Here is a 23,283-nt window from a genome sequence, read left to right on the forward strand (position 1 = left end):
CTCAATTATTCTGAACCAACTATATTGTTTTAATGCTTTTTGACGTAATCATTTACTGTAAAAGGCAACGGTGATTAAAACAAGGCTTTGTCTTGACGGTCAGCAGGAGAAAAATTCACAGCGACCTGACCGAACTCATATTCTCCAGTCTCAAGATTGGCTTTCATACTCGATGCTTCAAATCGATTCATCCCTTGTTCAATCTTGACCGCTTCATCACTATAAACTTGACCTGACTTGGTATTGCCTTTTAAAGTATTACCCGTCACTTTGATGGGTTCAATATCTGATGCGCCATCAGCTTTATCTTCACTAACTAAGGTAAAGCCACCAGACAAACTCAGCTCTCCAGTCTGTTGGCTAATAGCAGCACTACCCGCTTCGATACGATAGCGCTGCTCATCTGAGGGCTCCCAATTCATCGTAATACCGGACATCTCATCCTCATTAGTCACCGGATTGTGTGTCAACGATTCAGCAGTAAGCTCATATTCCGTTTCGCCTTGCTCATTGGTTTGCACCGCCTTGATGTCGGTCGCTTCATAATCAACATCCGTCGCTTCCATACTGACTGGCGGTGATATATCTCCTTGCTGCTGAAAAAACCAGCCAGCAATACCAGCAATAATCAACGCTAAAACTATTAAAACACGAGTATTCACGACAAGTTATCCTGAGTTTGTACCTCATCAAGCGTATAGTGCGCGATAAAGTCTTGATAATGACCGTGACCTTTTAAGATAAGATCACATATTTCACGAACTGCCCCCGTACCGCCTGCGCGGGTGGTAACCATGTCGCTACGCTTAATGACCTCGGCATGAGCATTGGGCACCGTTGCCGCAAATCCCACAGTTTGCATCGCCTTAATATCGGGCAAGTCGTCACCCATATAAGCGCAATCAGCAGCTGTAATATTGAGGGCAGGGTCAAGGGTAGATATCAACTCATTTAAGGCAATAAGCTTGTCATCACGACCTTGTACCACGTAATGCACGCCCATCTCGACAGCGCGCTTATCCACCATGGCGCTGCTACGACCCGTGATAATAGCAGTCAAAATGCCATAACGTGCTAACGACTTAATGCCAACACCATCGTGTACCGAAAACGCCTTGGTCTCAATACCGTTAGCATCATAGATAATTTGTCCATTCGACAAAATGCCATCAACATCCAATACCAATAGCTTCACTTGTCCCGCTTTTTTTATTAAGTCTTGCATAAGTTATCTCTTTCTTAAATATATTTTTCTCAAAGACTTTTTAGTTATTATTTATGTAGCGTTGATAATGCTTACTTAACGCCTGCTTGCAGTAAATCATGAACCGTAATAATCGCTTCCAAGCGATCTTCGTCATCGATAATCAATAGCTGGCTAATGCCGTTTTCGTTCATGACACTCAAAGCGTCTGATGCGCGCATGCTTTTACTGATGCGACGTGGGTCGTGTACCATCACATCGCGCATCGGGGTTTGTAGATCAATGCCTTTTTCTAAGCCACGGCGTAAGTCACCGTCTGTAAATACGCCGACAACTCTGTCATTATCATCAATGACCACTGTCATACCTAAACGCCCAGCAGACATGGTAAAAAGCGCCTCTTGCAATGGGGCTTGTTGATTGATAAGTGGCAAATCTTCTGACTTAGTATGCATCAAATCTTCGACGCGCGTGAGCAGTTGACGACCTAACGCCCCTGCTGGATGCGATAAAGCAAAATCCTCTGACGTAAAATTGCGCGCATGCACTAAAGCCACTGCCAAGGCATCGCCTAGCGCCAATGTAGCGGTGGTGCTAGAAGTGGGCGCAAGATTTAGCGGACAGGCCTCCTGCGATTTACCCAAGGTCAATACAATGTCAGCTGCGCGCGGTAACATGCCACGCTTATCACGGCTGATACTAATCAGTGGAATATTTAAATGCTTAACCACAGGCAGCAGCATTTTAATTTCGTCTGACTCGCCAGAGTTTGAGATGGCCAGCAACACATCGCCTTTCACCAGCATACCTAGGTCTCCATGCCCCGCTTCACCAGGATGCATAAAAAAAGCGGGTGTACCAGTAGAGGCAAAGGTCGCAGCGATTTTGCGCCCAATCAATCCTGACTTACCCATACCAGTCACCACTACCCGACCTTTACAGGCCAAGATAATATCGCAAGCCTGTGCAAATCTATCGTCTATCTGCTCTGTCAGTAGTGCTAACGCCGATATCTCGGTATTGATGGCTTCGATAGCGGTACTAATATATTGCTCATGGGTCAGATTGCTTTGGCTATTACTCATGCATCAGCTCTATGTTTATAATGAATCGATAAGATATTTTACTATACTCTGAGCAATATTAATAATGCCCCGCAAAACCCAATAGCAACGTCAAATCGATATCAATGTTTAGTAGTTATTATACGTCTATTTATACAAAAAAAACCCACTATAGCAGCAGGTTTTGATTAAGTATATCAAGTCGAGATAACGCATCTATAGGCAAAATACTTCCTGTCTATGATCGGTTATTTATTATCAACTTAGTTGTTATCATCAGACTCGTTATTTGGCTTACTTTCGAAGCTCGCACTGTCTGCTGGCGTCTCAAACCCACGGTCTTGACCAAAACCACCACGTTCAAAACCGCGATCTTGACCTTGTCCTAAACTACCACGCTCAAAGCCGCGATCTTGACCTTGGCTAAAGCCACCACGGTTGAAGCCACTACGATTAGCAGCAAAACCGCGCTCTTCAAAACCACTGCCGCTAGCAGGATTACTACCACGTTCAAAACCACTACCTTGATAACTGGTTGGCGCGGCACTCTGAGGCTGAGCGGTAGTGCCTGTCGCTGTGCTACTACGCGGGTTACGCGCTGGTACAACCGTCGAGATGGCATGCTTATAAACCATCTGGCTCACGGTATTTTTGAGCAACACGACATACTGGTCAAACGACTCAATCTGACCTTGCAATTTGATACCATTAACTAAAAAAATAGAGACAGGAATGCGATCTTTGCGCAGCGAGTTCAAGAACGGATCTTGTAAAGTTTGTCCTTTTGACATGAAATCTCTCCTAAATATTATATAATTATGTTTTAAGCGCCAATTATTTTAAGTGTTGATTCAATTATAATGGCTAAGAGTAGATACAATAATAAGTTTTATTTATAAAACGTATCTAAATAAACACTGGTCCTTCTTAAGCGATTCCACTTTATCGTGAATACATTATTATTGTAGATAATTAAGTAACTACTTGTTTCATAAACTGTTTTTATCAACAAACGTCAATTAATAATAGTTAATAAAGCAATGGCGATCGCGCAAAATACACCACTTTACTGAATTTAAATTATAACAGCTATTAACGTTGTATTTTGAAACTAATTGTCATTACTTTCTAGTGTGTTTATGAAGCGTTGCTGCTATGTTGTTTTTCTAATAAGATGGAGCAAAATCAAGACAGACTTTAAAGCAAATAACGCCTTTAAGAATGGCTAAAGCAGATAGTTTCTTGCCTCTGCCATTGTTGTGAATGCTTTAATCTCTAACGTATGGTTCATAGAGTCATTTGCATCATCAGCAGAGTTGGGACTTATTGCTACTGGTGTCGCAGTACTGGGCAGTTGCATTACTTTGCGAAGCCAAGTGTACTGGCGCTTTGCTAGCTGTCTTGTCGCATATAATGCCTTATTTTGCATTTGCTGACAAGCAAGCACCTCGGTTTGGCTATCGGCCAAACTTGATTCAAGAAGAGGCTGAGACGCTTTATCTTGTTGTAATTTATTACTTAGTGAACTGTCTAATTCGCCAAAAGCCTCGTAAAACAACGCCTTGTCTAAATGCGGCTGTTCAAATATTGGATGATTAGTATGCACGAGATATTCTAAGACTTGCCGATAGCCAACGCAGCGCATCGACGGCAAATTCGGTGTTAGTGGATACTGCTCAAGCAGCCTGATTACTTCAGCTACCAGACCCTCTTTCCACATGATGTCTAAACGCTGCTCGATACGCTCATGTAACCATGGACGATCAGGCATCACTGCCAATACATGCCAGTTCTGATTGGGATTATGGGCCAATGCTTGTTTGGGCTTTCGCTGCCAGTCACTAATTGGGATATCTGTTTGCAAATACACTTCAATAGCGCGGGTAATACGCTGAGTATCAGTGGCATTGAGGCGCTGGTGGCTCACCGCATCAACTTCACCTAGATAGTCATATAGCACACTTATACTTTCATCTTGTCGCCATTGCTCCACCCGCGCACGGACGCTATCATCGCTATCTGGTACTGGAGATAGCCCATCTAATAGCGCCATGTAATACATCATGGTACCGCCAATGAGCAAGGGTATTTTGCCGTTTTCATGACAGCGATCAATCAGACGAGCAACATCATTAACGAATTCTGCAACGCTATAGCTCTGCGTCGGGTCAATAATATCAACTAAATGGTGCGGATAACGCGCCAGCTCCTCCGTCGTAGGCTTGGCTGTACCGATATTCATGTCGCGGTATATCAGCGCTGAATCTACTGAAATGAGCTCATAACGCCCTGTATCATACAGCTCATAAGCCAGTGCTGTCTTGCCGCTCGCGGTTGGTGCCATCAAACACACCACGCTATTATCTGCCAAATTGGGATTTAGGCGATAAGACGAGCTATCAGACGAATGTTGCATAAAGTTGCCTTTACTAATAATGTTTTGGGTAACAGAAAGAGAATTTAGTTATTTTTTTTATTCACAGACGAGAGCATTAACGCGACTAACTGCTGACTGTCTATCGTTTTGAGTGCGTTATTAATAAGTAACGAGTCGATATCAGCTAAGAATACTATCAAATCTTGCGCTGACATTTGCGCGCTCACGGTAGCCAGTTGCTGATTAATATATGCTGCACTATCTATCGACTTGCCCTCTAATATTTCCCCTTCTTTGGAAAAATTATTGCTAAGCACTTGTGACTCAAATAATGAGCTTAACATCGACTGCCAATCTGCTGCACTGATGAGTAAACATTGCCCGTGATAGTAAAATAATAACCAAGGCAGTGATTTATTATCGATGTCTTTAGCATAAGAAGATTCGATTGCTAGGTTATTTAAGCTCGTAATGATGTCTAAGCAAACTGGTAAAGACTCGCTTGTTAGTAACGAGCTACTTAGAATATTAGCGTTATTGGTTGAAACTGGACTTAATAATTTAATACTCTTCGCTGAAGAGTCATCACTATAGAATTTTCCTGAAAGACGCTCTTCTAAATTTTGCGAAAAAGCTTTACTTACTGACAACTGATATGGCTGTCTGGGTGCTTGTACTTGCTGGCTTTTGGTTAAACGAATGGTAGATGATGTCTGTTCCCTTTCAGCAGCAAAGGCGTTATATATAGGTAGACGATTATCTAATACTTGACTATCATCATTAGCAGAATCAATGGTCTTTTTGCTAATAATCGTTTTAAGCTTTGTCCGAATATCATGACTTAGATGCGCCATGATATTGTTGAGCGGACTGATTTTGATGCGCTGTTTGGATGGATGTACATTGATATTGAGCCACTCGGTTGGCAAATCAAAATAAAGCGCGTAGCCAATACCTGCCAGCTGAGTACTTTGGGCAAGTTGGCGCAATTGATTGCTAACCAAGGCTTCTTTTACTAGCCTGCCATTCACATAGATTAGCTTTGGTAAAGTATCCTGCGAATGAGCGATAGGCCACAACCAACCATTAATGCTTGCTTGAGCGCCAAAGCTATTGCCAGCATACTCTGCAGGTGACTGCACCAAGCTGCTGAGATCTATCGCTATTTCTAACGCATTATCCATTAGTGATGACCCAGTCGCTTGTTCAAGACGCGATAATGGCAGACGATTTATATTACTATGATTGTTGTTATCGACAGACCTTGAAGAAAGAGACAGCCGCTTTTTATTATCATGAAACAGCGTCAATGCCACATCTGCTCGCGCCAGTGCGACTTCACGGACTATTGTCTCAATATGACCAAACTCGGTCGCGATAGACTTTAAATTACCGCGACGGGCTGGCACGTTAAAGTATAAATCTTTTACGGTAATGGTCGTACCACGATGATGCACAACGGGTATGAGCTTTGGCACATCGTCCAATACACCAGCAACTTGCAACTGACGACCGATGCCACTGTCATCATGACTACTGGTCAAGGTCAAACGAGAAACTGCTGCCGTCGCTGCCAAGGCTTCCCCGCGAAAGCCTAACGTTGTAATACCATGTAAGTTAGCGACATCCGCAACTTTACTGGTCGCATGACGGGTAATGGCCATGACCATATCATCGGGATGAATGCCCGTGCCATTGTCCATCACTTCAATCATTCCCATGCCGCCTTGGGTAATATGAATTTCAATATTACTCGCACTAGCGTCAATCGCATTTTCAAGCAGTTCTTTGACCACTGCGGCTGGACGCGTGACCACCTCACCTGCTGCTAATTGATTGATGAGCAACGGCGATAATTTTTTGATGCGGCTATTGGAGAGATTATCTGGCATTAATGGATGTCATACTTTTCTATAGTCTCAGCAGCATTAACGGGGTCTAACCTAAATTTTAAGAGAGGATAAATCTAAGCCTTGTGCTTGGCCCGCCTTCGATAGTCGCAGCTCAACTTGACGAGCCTCTTTATCTATATCAGCGCTGTTGGCTTGCGTCATATCGATAAACATAGTCGGCGGTGGTAAGTAGCTGTCCGCACGGCTGGCCCATTCGATAATGACCAGCGCATTTGGTTCATCGAGATACTCATCGAAACCGATAAAAGACAGCTCTTCTGGGTCTTGCAGACGATATAAATCAGCATGATAAACAGGCTTAATTGAGTCGTCATTTTGCTCGATGCTATAAGGTTCCACTAAGGTGTAAGTCGGGCTTTTAACGGCACCCGAATGTCCGAGCGCTTGCAACCAATAACGCGTCAGCGTGGTTTTACCTGCGCCCAAATCACCCGCTAGCCAGACACTACCGGATAGTGGTAATGCCGCCAATTGTGCCGCCAAACGCTGAGTATCGGCTTCAGAATACAGCGTCAACATTTTTACGTTTTTGTCTTCCATTGTACTATTAAGCATCAGGCTTACCTGTCTGTACTTGCGTATGTACCTGCATAGTCACGGATGGATTGATAAAGCGCTCACCGCGAATCAGCTTGGTATACAACTCGGTGTCATGCCATTCAGCACTCACTTGGTCGCTGAACTCAAATTCTTCTAAATTAAGCTCGCCCATTTGCGCGTTTGCCACATCATCAGCAAAGCACTGTGCGTAACCGGTTGCCGTCTCATGGGCAATCACCGAGTAAACGCTGACATCAGACTCACCGTTTTGCATTTGGGTTTGTTTTAGAATTTCTTGCGCCCAAAAGAATATCACGCGCGAGAACTGCTCTGCGGACGGCGAGACTGGCAAACTTATCCAGCGTGCGCTGAACTTTTTACAAGCCTCAATATACTCAGGATCGTCCTTATTCCAAAAGCAAATGGCATGATCAAAGCTGTCGATGATGTCTTTAATCGAAGACTTTAATAAGCCAAAATCATAGACCATTTGCCCGTGATCTAAGCGCTTGGCTTCTAGAATCAGCTCAATCTGATAGCTATGACCATGGATAGAATGCTTGCAACGCTCAGAGCTACAGTTACGCACGATATGAGCATTTTCAAATTTAAAAAGTTTACGGATACGCATAATAATTTTGACCAAAACAGTAAGCACTATCGTGCTAAATATTAATAACTAAAGGTTTGCCACAGCGAATCATTGGCTTGTCGCTTATTATAGCAAATTGGCATGTATCCGTAAGTAAGCACTTATTAATAGCAACATTGGCTAAATAAATCTATTGCCTACAACGTCTATTTATAAAATACGAATTTAAGGCATAGCATCGACAAAGGCAGGGTTGGATCGAATCGTAGGTGAATTGTGCAGAGGCTATCTATTACCTACCCTTCAGCCTATACTCAATCCAGTACGCAGCGTTTGCGGCCATTGTAGCAATATCGCCTACTAGTCAGCTAATTTGGCTTAGAGGATGGTATAAGCTACCTAAAAAGGAAAAAATCATGAGTAAAGGTCAAGATAGTAAGAAGAATGTAAAAAAGAAGCCACTGTTAACGGCAAAAGAGAAAAAAGCGGCTAAACAATCAAAGAAAGAAGACAGTGGTAGTATTTTAGGTAAACATTAATATTCAATGCACCACTGTGCTAATTGAAACCCTATTAATTAAAGCTATGCCAATCGAACCTCAAGGTTTGATTGGCATTTCTTATATTTGATTGGCATTTCTTATATTTGATTGGCATTTCTTATATTAGATGATGCTTTGATACTAGGGTGTATCCTCATTTTAAAAATAGTCATAAAAATGAGATAAATCGCCGTCAAACGAGAAAATAGCGCAAATAATATCGGGATATTAGTCAGCTGTTTGACGGTGTTCGGCAAAATTTAGCCATTTTTAGACCATTTAGATACAATCGAGTGAATTGAAGATACGCCCTAAGTACTGCGCGGTGCAAACATAATAATCGCCATCCCTAACAGCGCGACCGCCGAACCCACTATATCCCACGTGGTTGGTCGAATACCATTCACCGTCCACAACCATAAAATCGCCATCACCACATATACCCCACCATAAGCTGCGTAGACTCTACCCACAGCCGTTGGATGTAATGTCAGCAACCAAACAAAAGCGGCCAAACTAAGCACGCTGGGAACAAGCAGCCAAATTGACTTACCTTCCCGCAGCCATAGATAAGGCAGATAACAACCGACAATCTCAGCTAATGCTGTCAAAGCGAACAGCGCTACTGTCTTTAATTCTGTCAAAACCCGCTACTCCTCAACCGTGATAAAGCCTGTCATATACTGCACGGCATTGCCAGAAATAAGCACTCTATCGCCTGCGACGACACAGTCTAAAACCCCGCTTCGAGTTGATGCTTGATAAGCAATCAATTCATTTTTACCCAAATGCTCTGCCCACAGTGGCGCAAGTCCCGTATGAGCCGAACCTGTGACTGGGTCTTCATCGCCACCATTGGCTGGCCAAAAATAACGAGAAATAAAATCGTATTCTTTATATTCAGCAGACTTAGCCTGACAAGTAACCACCACATCTAAGGGTGCGAGCTGTTTTAGCTGTTCGTTATCGCGCGCTACTGTTAATACGTCGGCTTCAGTATTATAAATCACAAAATAAGCTTGGGTATTTTTATAAACTTCAGCTGGTGCAATAGATAATCCTGCTAGCAAGCTATCGGGAATATTATCAACTTTCTCGGGCTTAGCATTAGGAAAGTCCATTTGTATTTTGCCATCATCTGTTTGCACGACGGTTAATATACCAACCGCTTTGGCTGAAAATTTAATAAACGCTAAATTAGGGTTTTTATTAAATAACACAAAAGCAGAAGCCAAAGTCGCATGTCCGCAAAAAGCAATCTCAGTCAATGGTGAAAACCAGCGGATATGATAAATGTCTTTGTCATCAGCCACAATAAAAGCCGTTTCAGATAAATTATTTTCAAAGGCAATCGATTGCATTAACTCATCAGCAAGCCAGCTATCTGTAATGATAACCGCCGCTGAATTGCCTTTAAAAATAGTATCCGTAAAAGCATCAACGACATTAATTTCTAGTTGCATAGCATTCTCATATTTTTTATTGAAATTTTTTTTGGCCAATACTTACTTACATTAAGGCTCATTAGCTCCTTTTATATCCAGCGTCTGACTCTTGATATATAAACCTGATACTTCTTACCAAATTTTTGCTTCATCATCTGCTCTTCTGGCTGGATCTGAAAACGTGTCATATAAAGTATAAAAATGGGTAATAATACAAACGCTAGATAGTGAGACAAATATAGTGCCCAGCCTAATAAGACAAACACCAAACCTACATACATAGGGTTACGGCTATATCGATATATACCATCAGTCACTAAGCTAGAGACCTGCTCAAGGGCTTGTGGATTGGCGGTGGTCTGAGCTTTTCTAAATTGAATCACGCCCATAATGCCACTACTCAACCCTATAACACCCAAACCAATGGCTAGCGTAGTTGAGCCGCTGAAGGAGAACTTCAAAGCAGGAGCAGCTTTAGACACGCCAACCATGGCAGCTGCCGTAATGATGACTTGTGCTGGTGGTGGTACTTTTAGTGCTAAGGATTTCATAAGACCACCCACAAGTTTTTGTTGAATTCATGCTTTTATCTTTATTCATTGTGTCCGCTGACTACTAAGACACTATTGAAAATCTGTAGCATTATAATGATAGATATTTTATATCGGCAAGCCTTAACATTATTTATCTAGGCTAGTTTGGCAATAGGGAGATAGCGCTAGATGACAAATACGGGGCAGCTATCTACCTCTTTGTTAGCAATAACTGGCGCATAGTATCTAATTTATTTTAGTAATGTGTGACGGATTAAGTTTTTGCTTGATTGAATAGGCTTGAAATGGATGTTATCTGTTAACTCAAATAACTATGCAATATTAGAGCTCTTGCAAAAGCACTATTTTACTGAAAAGTGATTCAAAGGCTAGTGACGACTTATGCAAGAGGTTTATTAAAATAATACTAATTGAGTTAAAACTGTTATATTAAAATATAAGCATCTTTCAGAGAAATAAAATTATATCAAATTCAATCAAATGCTTTATGATAAATATCACCACACTTATGACACATCCACTGATTCATCCAATAATCATACTTTTCTGGAAATTCAACTTTATTATAACTCAATGCCTTCTTCATAAGATAAATGGCAAACCCTATTACAGCGATACCTAAAAGCTTTAAAAACCACCCACCAGCTAGCATAAAAACGCCTACAACAATCATAATGATAAAAACACCGATACCTTGTTTTACAGGCGGGGCAGCTTTATTTGCAAGTGTAGATCGTGATGTGCCACTTGTGGTAGTGTGAGCAGCTCCTCCACCTACACCTGCCCTAGCAACACCACCACCAACTGTGCGACTGGTGGTATTAATCTGTTGAGTTCCAGATTCGTATACCACTTCAAGTCGCTGACAATTATCAGAACCACATTTTAGACAGTTCATTATAAAATTCCCCTATACTCGTTAATAGTTAAATTGGATAGCACTTTTTATTTTTTCTAAAAACAGTATATTAGAATTCATAAAAATAGAGAATGCTTTAATGGATGAATGTTGACTAACACATTTGTTACAAGAATAAGCTAAAACATACATTTAAGCAATATTTAGTAAGCTTAATTTGATTAAAAAATTAAGCTTCGACTGTCTTTTTGATAAAATTTGATTGAACTATTGAAGCAGGCAGTTCAGTGACTTATATTTATAATATGACTGACATTTCTAGGTGAGTCATACTCTTTAATGGCAGATAATAGCGGATGACACAATGAGCTCTCCCCCTTTCTCATAAAATTAATGAAAAAATCCCGACATAAAAAAGCCTATCTATAAAAGATAGGCTTTTCTAAATCAAACTCGTTATTTAAACATCAAACTCTAATGCTCTGTCACCTTCGCTATCTTTGATACGCGTTGGCAAGCCAATTTTATTGAGCAGATTGATAAATGGCTTGGCATCTAGCTCTTCAACGTTGACCATCTTGCCAGCATCCCACTCGCCAGTCGCGACTAACATCGCAGCCGCGACAGGTGGTACGCCTGCGGTATAAGAGATACCTTGGCTGCCGACTTCATTATAAGCGTCTTTATGATCGGAGACGTTATAGATAAAGATTTCGCTATCAACGCCATTAATCTTACCTTTAACTTTGTCACCGATGCAAGTCTTGCCCGTATAGTTTGGTGCAAGCGAGCTTGGATCTGGTAGCACGGCTTTGACCACTTTTAGCGGAATAACCTCTTGCCCTTCCGCAGTCATCACTGGCTGCTCAGACAATAGACCTAAGTTCTGTAGCACGGTGAAAACATTAATATAATGCTCACCAAAGCCCATCCAAAAGCGAATGTTGGGCACATCTAAGTTAGCAGACAATGAATGAACTTCATCGTGACCGCTTAAATAGCTGTTTTGCACACCAACAACGGGTAAATCGTCAGTACGCTTTACTTCAAACATTTTATTAGATTGCCACTTGCTGTCCTGCCAAGAGTAGACCGTTCCGGTGAATTCGCGGAAATTAATCTCAGGGTCGAAGTTGGTGGCGAAGTATTTACCGTGGCTGCCCGCATTGATATCAATAATATCAATATCAGTGACCGAGCCTGCATCCATCATGTCGTAACCAAGACGCGCATAGGCATTGACCATACCGGGATCAAAGCCTGCACCCAAAATCGCCGTGACATTATTGTCTGCACAGCGCTGTTTACGTTGCCATTCATAGTTGTTATACCATGGCGGTGTCTCGCAAATCTTGCGCGGATCTTCATGAATGGCGGTATCAATATAGGCAACACCTGTCTCGATACAAGCTTCTAATACAGTCATATTGACAAATGCCGAACCGACATTGATAACAATTTGTATACCAGTATCTTGGATAAGCTGTGCCAATGCTTGGCTATCCATGGCATCAACTTGGTGCGTGTGCAAGATAGCAGCTTGTTTAAAGCTCTCTTTGTCTTTGACACTTTGCGCGATGGCATCACATTTAGTCTTGGTACGTGAGGCAATATGAATCTCGCCGAGCACATCATTATGCATCGCACATTTATGCGCGACCACTTGAGCGACACCGCCGGCGCCGATGATGAGTACGTCTTTTTTATTGGGCTTAGCTTGTTGGTTGGTATTCAATGCAACAATCCTCCTTTGTGTCCCTGTCATCGCCTAAGAGGTGGCTAGTCAAAACAGAAACGAGTGAATGATATGCGTGAATTAAAAAGGAAGACCGAGGAAAACCCACGCACCCGTCGGGCAAAATCAGCTGTTTTTGCCCGTGGCGATTATAACAATTTTTACTTACTTTTCGGCAAAAATTACAACATAACTTAGAAAATCTGAGAGCAATACTCATTTCTAGATAGTTGTTTGGCAGTGTTATTGAATAATGCCAAGCATAATAGTGTTATGACAAACTCGCCTTATAATCTTGGTAATCAAACTCGCGCTGCACATCAATGCTGCCATCCAGACGACGAATTACAATCGCTGGCATGTTGACGCCATTGAACCAGTTTTTCTTTACCATGGTATAGCCTGCCGCATTACCAAACGCAATCTTATCGCCTACCTGTAATTGGTTAGGCAAGGCATACTCACCAAAAATATCGCCTGCCAAACAAGAACGACCATAAATAATAGTGTTGTCCACCACGTCAGCTGTTTTGGCCATATCGACAGGTAAGATATTAATCGACTCTTTATTAATCGCTGCAATGGGTGCTGACTCGCGGTAAATGAGTAAGTCCAGCATATGCGCCTCTATTGAGGCATCGACGACTGCTAGGTTTTTTTCATTATGCATAGTATCTAAAACGCTTGTAACTAGTGATCCAGCGCCATGAATGCTCGCTTCACCCGGCTCAAGGTAAACTTGTACGCCGTATTTTTCACTAAAGCCTTTCAACCGCTCAGCAAGTTTTTCTAGTGGATAATCAGGGGCGATAAAGTGAATACCACCGCCCAAACTGACCCACTCAAGCTGCGCTAAAACGTCACCAAATCTAGCTTCGATATCAGCCAAGCTGTCGCTAAAAGCCTCAAAACTGTCATTTTCGCAATTGTTATGAATCATGACGCCAGTGATATCACTCAATACCGCCGCAATCTTATCTTTATCATGCTCACCTAAGCGGCTAAATGGACGCGCAGGATCAGCGATGATAAACGATGAATTGCTAGTCTTTGGATTTAAGCGTAGCCCAACTGGAATACCCTTTGCCGCCGCTTGCTCTTTAAAGGCGTTAAGTTGCGAGATTGAATTAAAGATAATCTTATCGGCATAGCTTAATACTTCATCGATTTCATCCGTACTATAAGCGACGCTATAAGCATGCGTTTCTTTTTCATTATCACTGTCTTTACCTTTACCAAAAGTCTCGTAGCCAAGTCTGACTTCATTGAGTGACGACGAAGTGGTTCCGTGCAAATAGGGCTGCATCACATCAAACACGCCCCAAGTCGCAAAGCATTTGAGCGCCAATAAGGCTTTAGCGCCTGACAGCTCACACAGTCGCGCGATAATCTGCATATTGGCAACGATTGCCGCTTCGTCGAGTAGATAATAAGGCGTTGGTGGCAAGGATGATTTTGTGGTTTTCAGCGAAGTTTTTGCATTCATAAGAGGTTACCTAATAGCTGCTGTTGGTATCATGACAGATATAAATATTTGCGCTATAGTAGACTAAATCCACCGTAATTAGAATATCTTATGTCATTATCAACCGATTATTCCAGCTCTGCTAGCCAAGCCAATTTATCGCAACTCGATTCAAAGAATATTAATGTAGAGTATCTAGATGCTGAGGCGCGCGCAGTGTTGGATTTTTGGTTCGACCAAGATAATGAGCCATATTGGTTTGCCCAAAATGACAACTTTGATAAGCAAATAAAGGCTAAGTTTGGCAAAATCTGGCAAGCAGCAAAACACGGTGAATGTGCGCCGTGGCGATGGTCTGACAATCACAACGATGTGAATAGCTCAATCACTAATTTGGCAGGACGATTGGCAGAGATTATTGTCTTAGATCAGTTTTCCCGCAATCTATGTCGCGAGCAAGCGTGCGCCTTTGCTCAAGACGGTATGGCCGTGGCATTAGCGCAAGAAGCCATTGCCCAGCCGCATTTTGAGACCCTACCGATGGAGTGGCGCAAGTTTACTATTATGCCGTTTATGCATTCTGAATCAGCTGTTATCCATAAACGCTATCTGCCGCTGTTTGAGCAACTAAATGACCCAACCACTTTAGACTTTGAACGCCGTCATAAAGACATTATTGATGAATTTGGACGCTATCCACACCGTAATGAAGCCTTGGGTCGTGAGTCGACTGCAGAAGAAGACGCATTTTTACAGCAGCCGAATTCTTCATTCTAAGCGTTATTACTTATAATAACAAAAACAAGGGCTGAATCAGATAACTGGTTCAGCCCTTGTTTTGTTTTATCCTATTTATTCTAGGGTATACCCTATAGATTAGTAGTTCACTTTACCCGTGCTAAAGCTAAACGACTGCTGCTTTAGCGTTCGATTGTCCACTAACACATCAAAGCTTACACGATATTCACTCTCGCCATGCAAACCACAGTTTTGATCTTTTTTAGTGGTGATTTTGCAGCTTTTTAGATTATCCGTAATGGGTAAAATAAAAGCTTCGTTCGCTGGTAGCTCATAAACGGTATTCTTATGGGGATCTTGCCCATAATCAAGCAGTTCAGTGGGCACATCGATGTTACGCTGAACATCATGGAACTTGATATTACTGAGCTTAATGGTCTGGGCAGCTGGCATACTGACATAGATGGGCTGCCCGATAGGATCAGCTCGTAGGTCACGACCCGTTCCTTTGACAGGATTTGGCGTTTCGTTATACAGCGCAGTCACCGTACCACTGACCCCTTGGCAAGGATAAGTGAATATGCCTACCACCGTATTGTCTTTGCTTGCCTTGGTCGCTGAGGCATGGTTGACTAAGATATAACCCTGATTGTTGGTCGTGTCTTTGCCATAAGGCTTATAAGTGACCATACCCGTACCCGTCAAACTCGAGCCTGGTAGCATCAAAGAACGCAGATGATAAGGCGCTGCCAATAATGACTTCGCCATTGCACCTGCCACTATATCAGAGCCTATAATATTGCCAGCCGAGCTATAATAGACCGACTGAGCAATATTCTCAGTCACACCATATTGGGCGTTGCCGTAGTTTGCCTGTAACAACCGATCTGTGAAGCTGACTCCGCTAAAGAATGGGTTATTATCACCCGTGACGTTGGCGATATCTGCAATCTTATTTTCATAGTGCGGACTAAAAGCAGTCGGCGTGCTATTAGCAAATACATGCTTGATGTATTTTGCATGTTGAATCGCAACATTATCCAGTGCAGTATCGGCAGACAAACCACTTAGACCACAGCTGGTGCGCGCTAGACTAAAGGTATTATTGGCAATTAATGCAGCTTTTGCCTCATTATCAGTCTGGTCATTAGGCTTATCAGTCGAGGTATCATCAGGACTAGCAACAGGCGGTGTTGGCTTGGGCGTAGTATTGTTAGTGCTGCCATCTGAGTCTCCGCCACTGCCGCCACTGCCGCCACAAGCCGTCAAAAACGCTGTTAAAAATATTACTGCCGCGAGGTTTTTTTCTCGTAATTTGAGAGTCATCTTTTATCCTGTAAGATAGTGGTGTGCCTATTATGAGCAATAAATCAGCTATGACGGATATTATCGAATAACGATTCAAATGTCATTTAATAAAACATGAAAACTTAATACGCATAATCTCAAAAAACCATTCATTTTTGACTAAGGGATGTTTTTTTAAATTGATAAATAATTTCTGCTTAGGCTATTTATATAAATAAGCAATTCTCCATTTGTCTTTAACTCTCCAACGCCTTTCGCACTGGTGCAAAGCTACGTCTATGCTCGGGTAGCACCCCATACTGTTGAATCGCCTCCATATGCGCTTTGGTTGGATAGCCTTTATGTTTGGCAATCCCATATTCAGGATGCTGAGTATCGAGTGTATACATAGTAGTATCACGGCTGACTTTTGCCAATATACTGGCTGCGGCGATACTGGTATGACGCGCATCCCCTTTTACCCATGCTTGGCAATCAATCGCAGAGTGATCTATGCCTAATTCAGCGAGCTTGGTATTGTTTACTTGAGGACAGCGATTTCCGTCGAACAAAACCTCAAATGTCAGCATAGATGTGGCAAGATGCTCAGCGATAGCCTCTAACAATCCTTCAGTGCATAAGCGCATACCGAGCATCGTTGCTTGCAAAATATTGACCTGATCGATGACCGCTGCTGGTATTTCAGCGATGATAAAACCCACAGCATTTTGCTGCACCAATGGATAAAGAATATCGCGTTTTTTCTCACTCAACTGCTTAGAATCCGTCAGTATGGATAAAGGCGTGTCTTTTAAGGGTTGTTCTTCAATCAATCCTGACCACGTGGCAGGCAGTATCGCTGCGGCCACATTAACGCTACCTAAAAGTGGTCCGCGCCCTGCTTCATCAACACCTATTTGCAGCGTTGAGCTGTGCAGCGTTGAGCGTTCTACATGCTGTTGTGTATTTAAGTGTGGCTCTGTATTTATCCCATATTCAGTGAGCAGCTTAGTCACATTCACTTGCCCATATAAATGGATAGGTTCGGCTAAATCAATGCACTGGGATTTTATATCAATCTGTTGGATTTTTTTGTCAATCGGAATAATACTATCTGTAGGGTTGTTCTGAATGCTCATGATTTTTTGTGGTCTTATTGATTTAGGTGTTAAAGATAAATAATGCGCAATTATCCCTTAGGATTTATGCTGGTTTTGCATAAACCATTGATCAATCACGCTATTAGCAGGCTCATGATTGCTTTGCTGCTGCAATAGCTGCTTGGTAGCGACAAGCGCTTTTAATTGTTCTGCATAAGCACGCGGTTGCAACAGACGCATGACGGTGCGGCAAATATTATCACCACTCGCCTGCTCCTGTATCAGCTCAGGGACGATGGCGGTGTCGGCTAAAATATTGGGCAGTGCCACATAAGGGACTTTGATCAGACGCTTGGCAATCTGATAGGTCAGCTTATTTAATTGATATACCACCACCATTGGGCGCTCAAGCAGCATCGCCTCAAGGGTTGCCGTGCCAGATGCTAGCATCACCAGATCCGAGGCAGCCATAGCCTGCTGACTAAACGCTGGCTGGCTGTCGTCATAGACCACCACGATAGCGGCACGCAATTGCTCTGATCGTCGATCAATGACGTCTTGGACGATATACTGATGGTTTTGATCGACCGTTGGAATGATAAAACACAGCTTCGGATCTAGTAATATTAACTTTTGAATACCATCCAGCATAAGAGGTAAAATAGCCGTTATCTCCCCGCGCCGAGAGCCTGGCATCACACAAATAAGCTGGCTGACATCATCGAACCGCTCGATAAAAAACTGCTGCAAACCATCGTTGTGCCAGACCAACTCACTGCGCCTCTGATTGATAGGCGTCTCTATCAAGGTCTGATCAATAGTACGTAACAAAGGATGACCCACACATATCGCTGGATGATTGTGGCGCTCATATACTGGCAGCTCAAACGGAAATAGACAGAGTACAAGGTCGGTCGCTGCTTTAATATTATGAATACGCGACTCGCGCCATGCCCAAATAGAGGGGCTAACGTACTGTACACAAAACACGCCTTTTGGCTTTAACTTTTTGGCGACTCGTAGATTAAAATCAGGCGCATCAATGCCGATAAACCAATTGATATCAGCGATTTTGAAGGCGCTCAATAACTCGCGGCGCGCTTTAAGTAAGTCAGGCAATTGCGCCATGACTTCCACCAAGCCCATCACTGCCAGACGTTCTAGTGGAAAAATACTTTGCAATCCTTGCGCTTGCATCTTAGTACCACCAACGCCTACCCAAACGATATCATCACGCAGGTTATTCATCTGCTGCATAAAATCTGCCCCCAAACTGTCACCTGACACCTCACCTGCGACAATACCAATAACCAGTGGTGCCGTCTTAAATTCAGGCATCTGCTGATTGGTATCTGTCTGATCAATAAAGTCAGTATGTTTATGGGAAGTAGCAGAATCGGTCATAACAAGCTCTCAATATGAAAAATGACAATGGGTACAATTATTATGAACAAAAATAGAATTATTATAAAATATAACCCACCGAGTGAGTAATGCCGCGCTAACAGCTGCAAATGCTTGCCTCACTACTATTGTAGCGTTATATCATTTATGTTGTCATCATACGTTACCGTGCTATAAATAGCTAAATTAGCTTATAAAAGTTCAGCACAGTTGGCTGATAACCCCCAAAGACGCTTTCATAAGCAAAAAATTGCGCAGTAAGCTGGTGTTTAAAAGTCCCAGTTCAGAACAAAGTACGGTGAAGTATAACGAAGTTTTGGTTTACACATTCCAGTTATCAGTTAATTAACTGCGCCACTACCCTTGTCAATCAGCACTTTTGTCCTCATAATGATTATTCCTATAAATCAGCTAGACGATATATAATCATGACAACACCAGCTACCCATAATGCAGATATTGATGACGTGAATATTGAAAAATTCATTCCCTTGATCACCCCCGCTGAGCTAAAAACTGAGCTACCTTTATCAGACGAAGCCTATAAAACCGTCCTAAAAGGGCGTAATACGATCCAAGATATTTTGGATGGTAAAGATAAGCGTCTGTTTGTGGTCATCGGCCCTTGCTCTATCCACGATATCAAAGCCGCTCACGAATATGCCGATCGCTTAGCTGCATTGGCAAAAGAGATCGAAGACAGCATATTCGTTGTGATGCGCGTTTATTTTGAAAAACCGCGTACCACGGTCGGCTGGAAGGGTATGATCAACGACCCTGATATGAATGACAGCTTCGATATTGAAAAAGGTCTGCGTACCGCTCGTAAGTTATTGCTTGATTTGAATGAGAAAGGCTTACCTTGCGCGACTGAAGCGTTGGATCCAAATACTCCGCAGTACATGCAGGATTTAATCAGCTGGTCAGCAATCGGCGCACGTACCACTGAGAGCCAAACGCATCGCGAAATGAGCTCTGGCTTATCATGCCCAGTTGGTTTCAAAAACGGTACGGACGGCGGTATGACGGTTGCGGTTAACGCCATGCAAGCGGTTAAAGAAGGTCATAGCTTCTTAGGGTTATCCTCAGATGGCAAAGTCTCTATCATCAAATCTAAAGGCAACCCTTACGCACACGTGGTACTACGCGGTGGTAATGGCAAGCCTAACTATGATGAAACTGCTGTTGCGCAAGTGGAAAATGAGCTAGCAAAAGGAAAAACCAACAGCAAGATTATGATTGACTCAAGCCATGCTAACTCAGGTAAAGACCCGTACTTGCAGCCGATGGTTATTAATAACGTCGCCGAGCAAATCCAAAACGGTAACAAATCCATCATCGGCATGATGGTTGAGAGTCATCTTAAAGGCGGCAGTCAAAAGCTAACTGCTGACTTGAGCCAGCTTGAGTATGGCAAGTCTATCACCGATGGTTGCTTAGATTGGGATAGCACAGTCACTGCGCTATACAATCTACGTGACATGGTAAAAGATGTATTGCCTAACCGTTAATAGCGATTGGTCATAATAAATCGTTATTAGGCCACTCAGCAAAAAGCCCGTTTGACATAATTAATGTCAAACGGGCTTTTTTTATACTTCAGCTTATAAATTTGAGGACAGGCCTTAAGCTAACCGTCCTACTCACTTGCTGCGCCTAGTACGCTCGTTAAGCTTTCGAGCACGTGTTTAGAAGACACGGCTTGCTGCAAATCTAACAGCTTATCATGCGCCATCTGACGACGTGGCTCAGCCAAGGTATTCCAGCGCGCCAGCACCTGCAACAAGCGCGATGCTAAGACAGGATTGGCATCATCCAACTTTTTAATCACAGCAATATAGATATCTAAACCCTCTGCCGTCCATAAGACGGTCGGCTGCGAGGTAAAAGCGCTAATCACTGAGCGCACACGATTGGGCGTATTCCAATCAAAATCAGTATGAGTGAGCAACGATTGGATAGCCTCAGTAGTGACCGTATCAGCTGATGCTTGCACACTAAACCATAAATCGATAACCAAGTCATTTGCTTGGAAACGTTGATAAAAGTCCGCCAAATAGGCATCCGCATCTGCCAATTGATGATTAACCATCACTTTTAATGCACCAAAACGTTCCGTCATACAGCTGGCATTGTCATACTGCTGCTGTGCCCATTCATTGGCACCATCAACGTTAGCCGTCAATGCCATGTCTAATATCACATTGCGCAAGGCACGAGTACCACGAGCGGCGGCGCTATCTTCATAAGACTGCATGGGCAGCTGCTTATAAAGTACTGCCCATTGGTCTTTTAGCATCTCTGCCACTTGCTGATATAAGCCTTCACGCTGCGCTTTGACCAACTCTGGATCATAATCTTCAGCAATAGCAGAAGCCAACTCTTGCGCTGATGGAATATCAAGCAAACGCGCCGCCAACATCGCATCGTCAGCTGCGAGCACGGGCAAGGTCTGCGCTAATGCTTGTAGGTACACTTCAGGGTTGCTCTTCTCGCCTTGGTCTTGCAGCAAGATGCGATTGACCAGCATTTGCGTCACTTGCCAGCGGTTAAAGCCGTTGGTTTCATGCTTGAGTAAGAATGCCAAATCTTCATCTTGATAGTCATAATTAAGCTGTACTGGCGCACTAAAGTCACGCAGCAATGATACTACTGGTTCGCTAGTCACATTTTCAAAGGTAAAGGTTTGCGCGGCTTGATCGAGTAGCAGCATACGCTCGGCGACGATAGCACCAGAATCTTGGTCAAATAGCGCGGTCGCTACGGGAATAGGCAAAGGTTTTGGCGCATCAAAACCACTAACATGGCGGGTTTGCTGACTTAAAGTAATGGTCAATGTTTGCGTAGCGCTGTCATAATCTTGGTGACCAGACACCACTGGCGTACCAGGTTGACGATACCAATCAATAAAATCTTCAATTTTATCATCAGTAATACTAAGCGCAGACAAGAAGTCCTCAACGGTAACTGCTTGCCCATCGTAACGACGGAAATACTCATCAGTACCTTTACGGAAGTTATCTGCCCCCAAAGTATTGGCAATCATACGAACGATTTCAGCACCCTTTTCATAAACGGTCGTCGTGTAAAAGTTATTAATCTCAACGAAACTTTCAGGGCGTACAGGATGCGCCAGTGGCCCTGCGTCCTCAGCAAACTGATGGGCACGCAAAGTCGCGACATCATCGATACGCTGTACGGCACTCGACTGTTGATCGGCTGAAAAAGATTGATCGCGGTAAACAGTAAAGCCTTCTTTTAAGCACAACTGGAACCAATCACGGCACGTGATGCGATTGCCTGTCCAGTTATGAAAGTACTCATGCGCGATGATAGCTTTCACACTAAAGCTACGCGAGTCCGTTGTGGTCTCAGGGCTAGACAACACACAAGCGGTATTAAAGATATTCAGACCCTTGTTTTCCATTGCGCCCATATTAAACTGACTAACGGCGACAATCATATAGCGGTCTAAATCATAAGCGCGGCCATAATTAACCTCATCCCATTTCATCGAATCTTTTAGGGCTTGCATACCGACATCACACTTATCGATATCGGCAGACTTGGCGTATATTTCTAGTAAAACGCCTCGACCTTCGCTAGTGGTATAAGAATCCGTCAATACATCTAAGTCAGCGACGACACAGGCAAACAGATAGCTTGGCTTATTGGTCGGATCATGCCAAATCGCATAATGACGGTCTGACGCACCAGTAACCTCACCTGCCTCTACCAAATTACCATTGGCTAGTAACGTCGGATAGCGCTTATCGGCCTCAAGACGGGTGGTGAATATCGCGAGTACATCGGGGCGATCTGGATAAAAAGTAATCTTGCGAAAGCCTTCTGGCTCGCATTGAGTCACAAACATGGTATCGTCACCGCTACCTGCCATGTAAAGCCCTTCAAGGGCGGTATTGGTCTGCGGACAAATACGTACTTGAATCTCTAAAGTGATTTCCTCAAGTTCATCAGGTATATCAGTGATGGTAAGTTTACCGGCTTGTTGCTGATAATCTGCATCTGATAACTTACGACCATTCATGGTAATAGCCAGCAGTTCCAACTCTTCACCAAATAATACAATGTTCCCAGCGGTTTGGCGCACCATCTTCAGGGTACTGTCTACCTGAGCATATTCTTCAAATAGCTTAATATCTAAATCAACCGTTTCTACATCAAAGCTTGGTTTTTTATAATCTTTTAAGTTGATCTTACTCGGTGCATGCGGCGGCACATCTGGCATTTCAGGGTTGATAATTTGAGCATCAGTTTCAGCAGTAGACATAGGGATTCCTATTATTATTTATAGTAAAAATTTGGGTAAATCACATTAGGGCGGGACGTCAATTATGCACAATTTTTATGATCATTAGAATAATAGCGACATTTAGCTACATTGACCTAAACCAGCAGATTTCAAGAGCAACCCTCAAGATTATTACGCCTATCATCCGACGC

The 23,283-nt window shown here is 43.0% G+C and carries 21 protein-coding genes; 3 read left to right on the plus strand and 18 right to left on the minus strand.

Going from position 1 to position 23,283, the window contains the following annotated elements:
• Positions 1-74: 74 nt before the first annotated feature.
• From lptC to CXF65_RS13990, 8 genes are all read right to left on the minus strand, one after another.
• Positions 75-662, minus strand: a complete 588-nt coding sequence (gene lptC / locus CXF65_RS13955; RefSeq protein ID WP_025651241.1) for an LPS export ABC transporter periplasmic protein LptC — start codon at positions 660-662, stop codon at positions 75-77.
• Positions 659-1,225 carry a KdsC family phosphatase gene (locus CXF65_RS13960; protein WP_101212657.1) on the minus strand — a complete coding sequence of 189 codons (567 nt, stop codon included), beginning with the start codon at positions 1,223-1,225 and terminating at the stop codon, positions 659-661. Before CXF65_RS13960 ends, lptC begins: the two co-directional genes overlap by 4 nt.
• Before the next feature lie 71 nt (positions 1,226-1,296).
• Positions 1,297-2,289 carry a KpsF/GutQ family sugar-phosphate isomerase gene (locus tag CXF65_RS13965; protein ID WP_025651243.1) on the minus strand — a complete coding sequence of 331 codons (993 nt, stop codon included), beginning with the start codon at positions 2,287-2,289 and terminating at the stop codon, positions 1,297-1,299.
• A 242-nt stretch (positions 2,290-2,531) separates the two neighbouring features.
• Positions 2,532-3,059, minus strand: a complete 528-nt coding sequence (gene hfq / locus CXF65_RS13970; RefSeq protein ID WP_101212658.1) for an RNA chaperone Hfq — start codon at positions 3,057-3,059, stop codon at positions 2,532-2,534.
• Between the two features lie 434 nt (positions 3,060-3,493).
• The gene (gene miaA / locus CXF65_RS13975) at positions 3,494-4,684 is read right to left on the minus strand and encodes a tRNA (adenosine(37)-N6)-dimethylallyltransferase MiaA (RefSeq protein WP_101212659.1); all 1,191 of its coding nucleotides are present in this window, start codon (positions 4,682-4,684) and stop codon (positions 3,494-3,496) included.
• A 44-nt stretch (positions 4,685-4,728) separates the two neighbouring features.
• Entirely contained in the window at positions 4,729-6,537 is a 1,809-nt protein-coding gene (gene mutL / locus CXF65_RS13980) for a DNA mismatch repair endonuclease MutL (RefSeq protein ID WP_101212660.1), read from the minus strand.
• 51 nt (positions 6,538-6,588) lie between these two features.
• Positions 6,589-7,113: a tRNA (adenosine(37)-N6)-threonylcarbamoyltransferase complex ATPase subunit type 1 TsaE gene (tsaE, locus tag CXF65_RS13985; RefSeq protein ID WP_101212661.1), complete on the minus strand. Its 525-nt coding sequence runs from the start codon at positions 7,111-7,113 to the stop codon at positions 6,589-6,591.
• Complete coding sequence (locus CXF65_RS13990; protein WP_025651248.1) at positions 7,106-7,729, minus strand: 6-pyruvoyl trahydropterin synthase family protein; 624 nt, start codon at positions 7,727-7,729, stop codon at positions 7,106-7,108. Before CXF65_RS13990 ends, tsaE begins: the two co-directional genes overlap by 8 nt.
• Before the next feature lie 377 nt (positions 7,730-8,106).
• Between CXF65_RS13990 and CXF65_RS15230 the strand changes: the two genes are divergently transcribed.
• Positions 8,107-8,229: a hypothetical protein gene (locus tag CXF65_RS15230; protein WP_264673009.1), complete on the plus strand. Its 123-nt coding sequence runs from the start codon at positions 8,107-8,109 to the stop codon at positions 8,227-8,229.
• Positions 8,230-8,543: 314 nt separating this feature from the next.
• On the opposite strand, the gene CXF65_RS14000 is transcribed toward CXF65_RS15230, so the two are convergent.
• From CXF65_RS14000 to CXF65_RS14025, 6 genes are all read right to left on the minus strand, one after another.
• On the minus strand, positions 8,544-8,876 hold the full coding sequence (locus CXF65_RS14000) for a YnfA family protein (RefSeq protein ID WP_101212663.1): 333 nt from the start codon (positions 8,874-8,876) through the stop codon (positions 8,544-8,546).
• A gap of 6 nt (positions 8,877-8,882) precedes the next feature.
• A complete protein-coding gene (locus tag CXF65_RS14005; RefSeq protein ID WP_101212873.1) occupies positions 8,883-9,695 on the minus strand; it encodes a PhzF family phenazine biosynthesis protein in 813 nt (270 codons plus the stop codon).
• A 71-nt stretch (positions 9,696-9,766) separates the two neighbouring features.
• Positions 9,767-10,228: a methyltransferase family protein gene (locus CXF65_RS14010; RefSeq protein WP_101212665.1), complete on the minus strand. Its 462-nt coding sequence runs from the start codon at positions 10,226-10,228 to the stop codon at positions 9,767-9,769.
• A 475-nt stretch (positions 10,229-10,703) separates the two neighbouring features.
• Positions 10,704-11,129 (minus strand): hypothetical protein, encoded by a 426-nt coding sequence (locus CXF65_RS14015; protein WP_101212667.1) that lies wholly within the window; start codon positions 11,127-11,129, stop codon positions 10,704-10,706.
• A 421-nt stretch (positions 11,130-11,550) separates the two neighbouring features.
• Complete coding sequence (locus CXF65_RS14020) at positions 11,551-12,825, minus strand: saccharopine dehydrogenase family protein (protein WP_101212669.1); 1,275 nt, start codon at positions 12,823-12,825, stop codon at positions 11,551-11,553.
• 271 nt (positions 12,826-13,096) lie between these two features.
• Positions 13,097-14,311 (minus strand): carboxynorspermidine decarboxylase, encoded by a 1,215-nt coding sequence (locus CXF65_RS14025; RefSeq protein ID WP_101212672.1) that lies wholly within the window; start codon positions 14,309-14,311, stop codon positions 13,097-13,099.
• A gap of 90 nt (positions 14,312-14,401) precedes the next feature.
• Between CXF65_RS14025 and CXF65_RS14030 the strand changes: the two genes are divergently transcribed.
• Positions 14,402-15,067 (plus strand): DUF924 family protein, encoded by a 666-nt coding sequence (locus tag CXF65_RS14030; protein WP_025650627.1) that lies wholly within the window; start codon positions 14,402-14,404, stop codon positions 15,065-15,067.
• Positions 15,068-15,166: 99 nt separating this feature from the next.
• Here CXF65_RS14030 and CXF65_RS14035 read toward each other — a convergent pair whose 3' ends face one another.
• From CXF65_RS14035 to lpxB, 3 genes are all read right to left on the minus strand, one after another.
• Positions 15,167-16,354 (minus strand): CAP domain-containing protein, encoded by a 1,188-nt coding sequence (locus tag CXF65_RS14035; RefSeq protein WP_101212674.1) that lies wholly within the window; start codon positions 16,352-16,354, stop codon positions 15,167-15,169.
• A 218-nt stretch (positions 16,355-16,572) separates the two neighbouring features.
• Positions 16,573-17,454, minus strand: a complete 882-nt coding sequence (locus CXF65_RS14040) for a ribonuclease HII (RefSeq protein WP_025650630.1) — start codon at positions 17,452-17,454, stop codon at positions 16,573-16,575.
• A 57-nt stretch (positions 17,455-17,511) separates the two neighbouring features.
• The gene (gene lpxB, locus CXF65_RS14045; RefSeq protein WP_101212875.1) at positions 17,512-18,753 is read right to left on the minus strand and encodes a lipid-A-disaccharide synthase; all 1,242 of its coding nucleotides are present in this window, start codon (positions 18,751-18,753) and stop codon (positions 17,512-17,514) included.
• Positions 18,754-19,247: 494 nt separating this feature from the next.
• Between lpxB and CXF65_RS14050 the strand changes: the two genes are divergently transcribed.
• Complete coding sequence (locus CXF65_RS14050) at positions 19,248-20,330, plus strand: 3-deoxy-7-phosphoheptulonate synthase (RefSeq protein ID WP_025650632.1); 1,083 nt, start codon at positions 19,248-19,250, stop codon at positions 20,328-20,330.
• A gap of 128 nt (positions 20,331-20,458) precedes the next feature.
• On the opposite strand, the gene pepN is transcribed toward CXF65_RS14050, so the two are convergent.
• Positions 20,459-23,068 (minus strand): aminopeptidase N, encoded by a 2,610-nt coding sequence (gene pepN, locus CXF65_RS14055; RefSeq protein ID WP_037024968.1) that lies wholly within the window; start codon positions 23,066-23,068, stop codon positions 20,459-20,461.
• Positions 23,069-23,283: the final 215 nt, after the last annotated feature.

It is taken from the genome of Psychrobacter sp. Sarcosine-3u-12 (assembly GCF_002836005.1).
Lineage (GTDB): Bacteria > Pseudomonadota > Gammaproteobacteria > Pseudomonadales > Moraxellaceae > Psychrobacter > Psychrobacter okhotskensis.

Coding starts and splice junctions, on each gene's coding strand:
- CXF65_RS13960 (WP_101212657.1), bottom strand. CDS start 1,225: ATGCAAGACTTAATAAAAAAAGCGGGACAAGTGAAGCTATTGGTATTG.
- CXF65_RS13965 (WP_025651243.1), bottom strand. CDS start 2,289: ATGAGTAATAGCCAAAGCAATCTGACCCATGAGCAATATATTAGTACC.
- hfq (WP_101212658.1), bottom strand. CDS start 3,059: ATGTCAAAAGGACAAACTTTACAAGATCCGTTCTTGAACTCGCTGCGC.
- miaA (WP_101212659.1), bottom strand. CDS start 4,684: ATGCAACATTCGTCTGATAGCTCGTCTTATCGCCTAAATCCCAATTTG.
- mutL (WP_101212660.1), bottom strand. CDS start 6,537: ATGCCAGATAATCTCTCCAATAGCCGCATCAAAAAATTATCGCCGTTG.
- tsaE (WP_101212661.1), bottom strand. CDS start 7,113: ATGCTTAATAGTACAATGGAAGACAAAAACGTAAAAATGTTGACGCTG.
- CXF65_RS13990 (WP_025651248.1), bottom strand. CDS start 7,729: ATGCGTATCCGTAAACTTTTTAAATTTGAAAATGCTCATATCGTGCGT.
- CXF65_RS15230 (WP_264673009.1), top strand. CDS start 8,107: ATGAGTAAAGGTCAAGATAGTAAGAAGAATGTAAAAAAGAAGCCACTG.
- CXF65_RS14005 (WP_101212873.1), bottom strand. CDS start 9,695: ATGCAACTAGAAATTAATGTCGTTGATGCTTTTACGGATACTATTTTT.
- CXF65_RS14010 (WP_101212665.1), bottom strand. CDS start 10,228: ATGAAATCCTTAGCACTAAAAGTACCACCACCAGCACAAGTCATCATT.
- CXF65_RS14015 (WP_101212667.1), bottom strand. CDS start 11,129: ATGAACTGTCTAAAATGTGGTTCTGATAATTGTCAGCGACTTGAAGTG.
- CXF65_RS14025 (WP_101212672.1), bottom strand. CDS start 14,311: ATGAATGCAAAAACTTCGCTGAAAACCACAAAATCATCCTTGCCACCA.
- CXF65_RS14030 (WP_025650627.1), top strand. CDS start 14,402: ATGTCATTATCAACCGATTATTCCAGCTCTGCTAGCCAAGCCAATTTA.
- CXF65_RS14035 (WP_101212674.1), bottom strand. CDS start 16,354: ATGACTCTCAAATTACGAGAAAAAAACCTCGCGGCAGTAATATTTTTA.
- CXF65_RS14040 (WP_025650630.1), bottom strand. CDS start 17,454: ATGAGCATTCAGAACAACCCTACAGATAGTATTATTCCGATTGACAAA.
- lpxB (WP_101212875.1), bottom strand. CDS start 18,753: ATGCCTGAATTTAAGACGGCACCACTGGTTATTGGTATTGTCGCAGGT.
- CXF65_RS14050 (WP_025650632.1), top strand. CDS start 19,248: ATGACAACACCAGCTACCCATAATGCAGATATTGATGACGTGAATATT.
- pepN (WP_037024968.1), bottom strand. CDS start 23,068: ATGCCAGATGTGCCGCCGCATGCACCGAGTAAGATCAACTTAAAAGAT.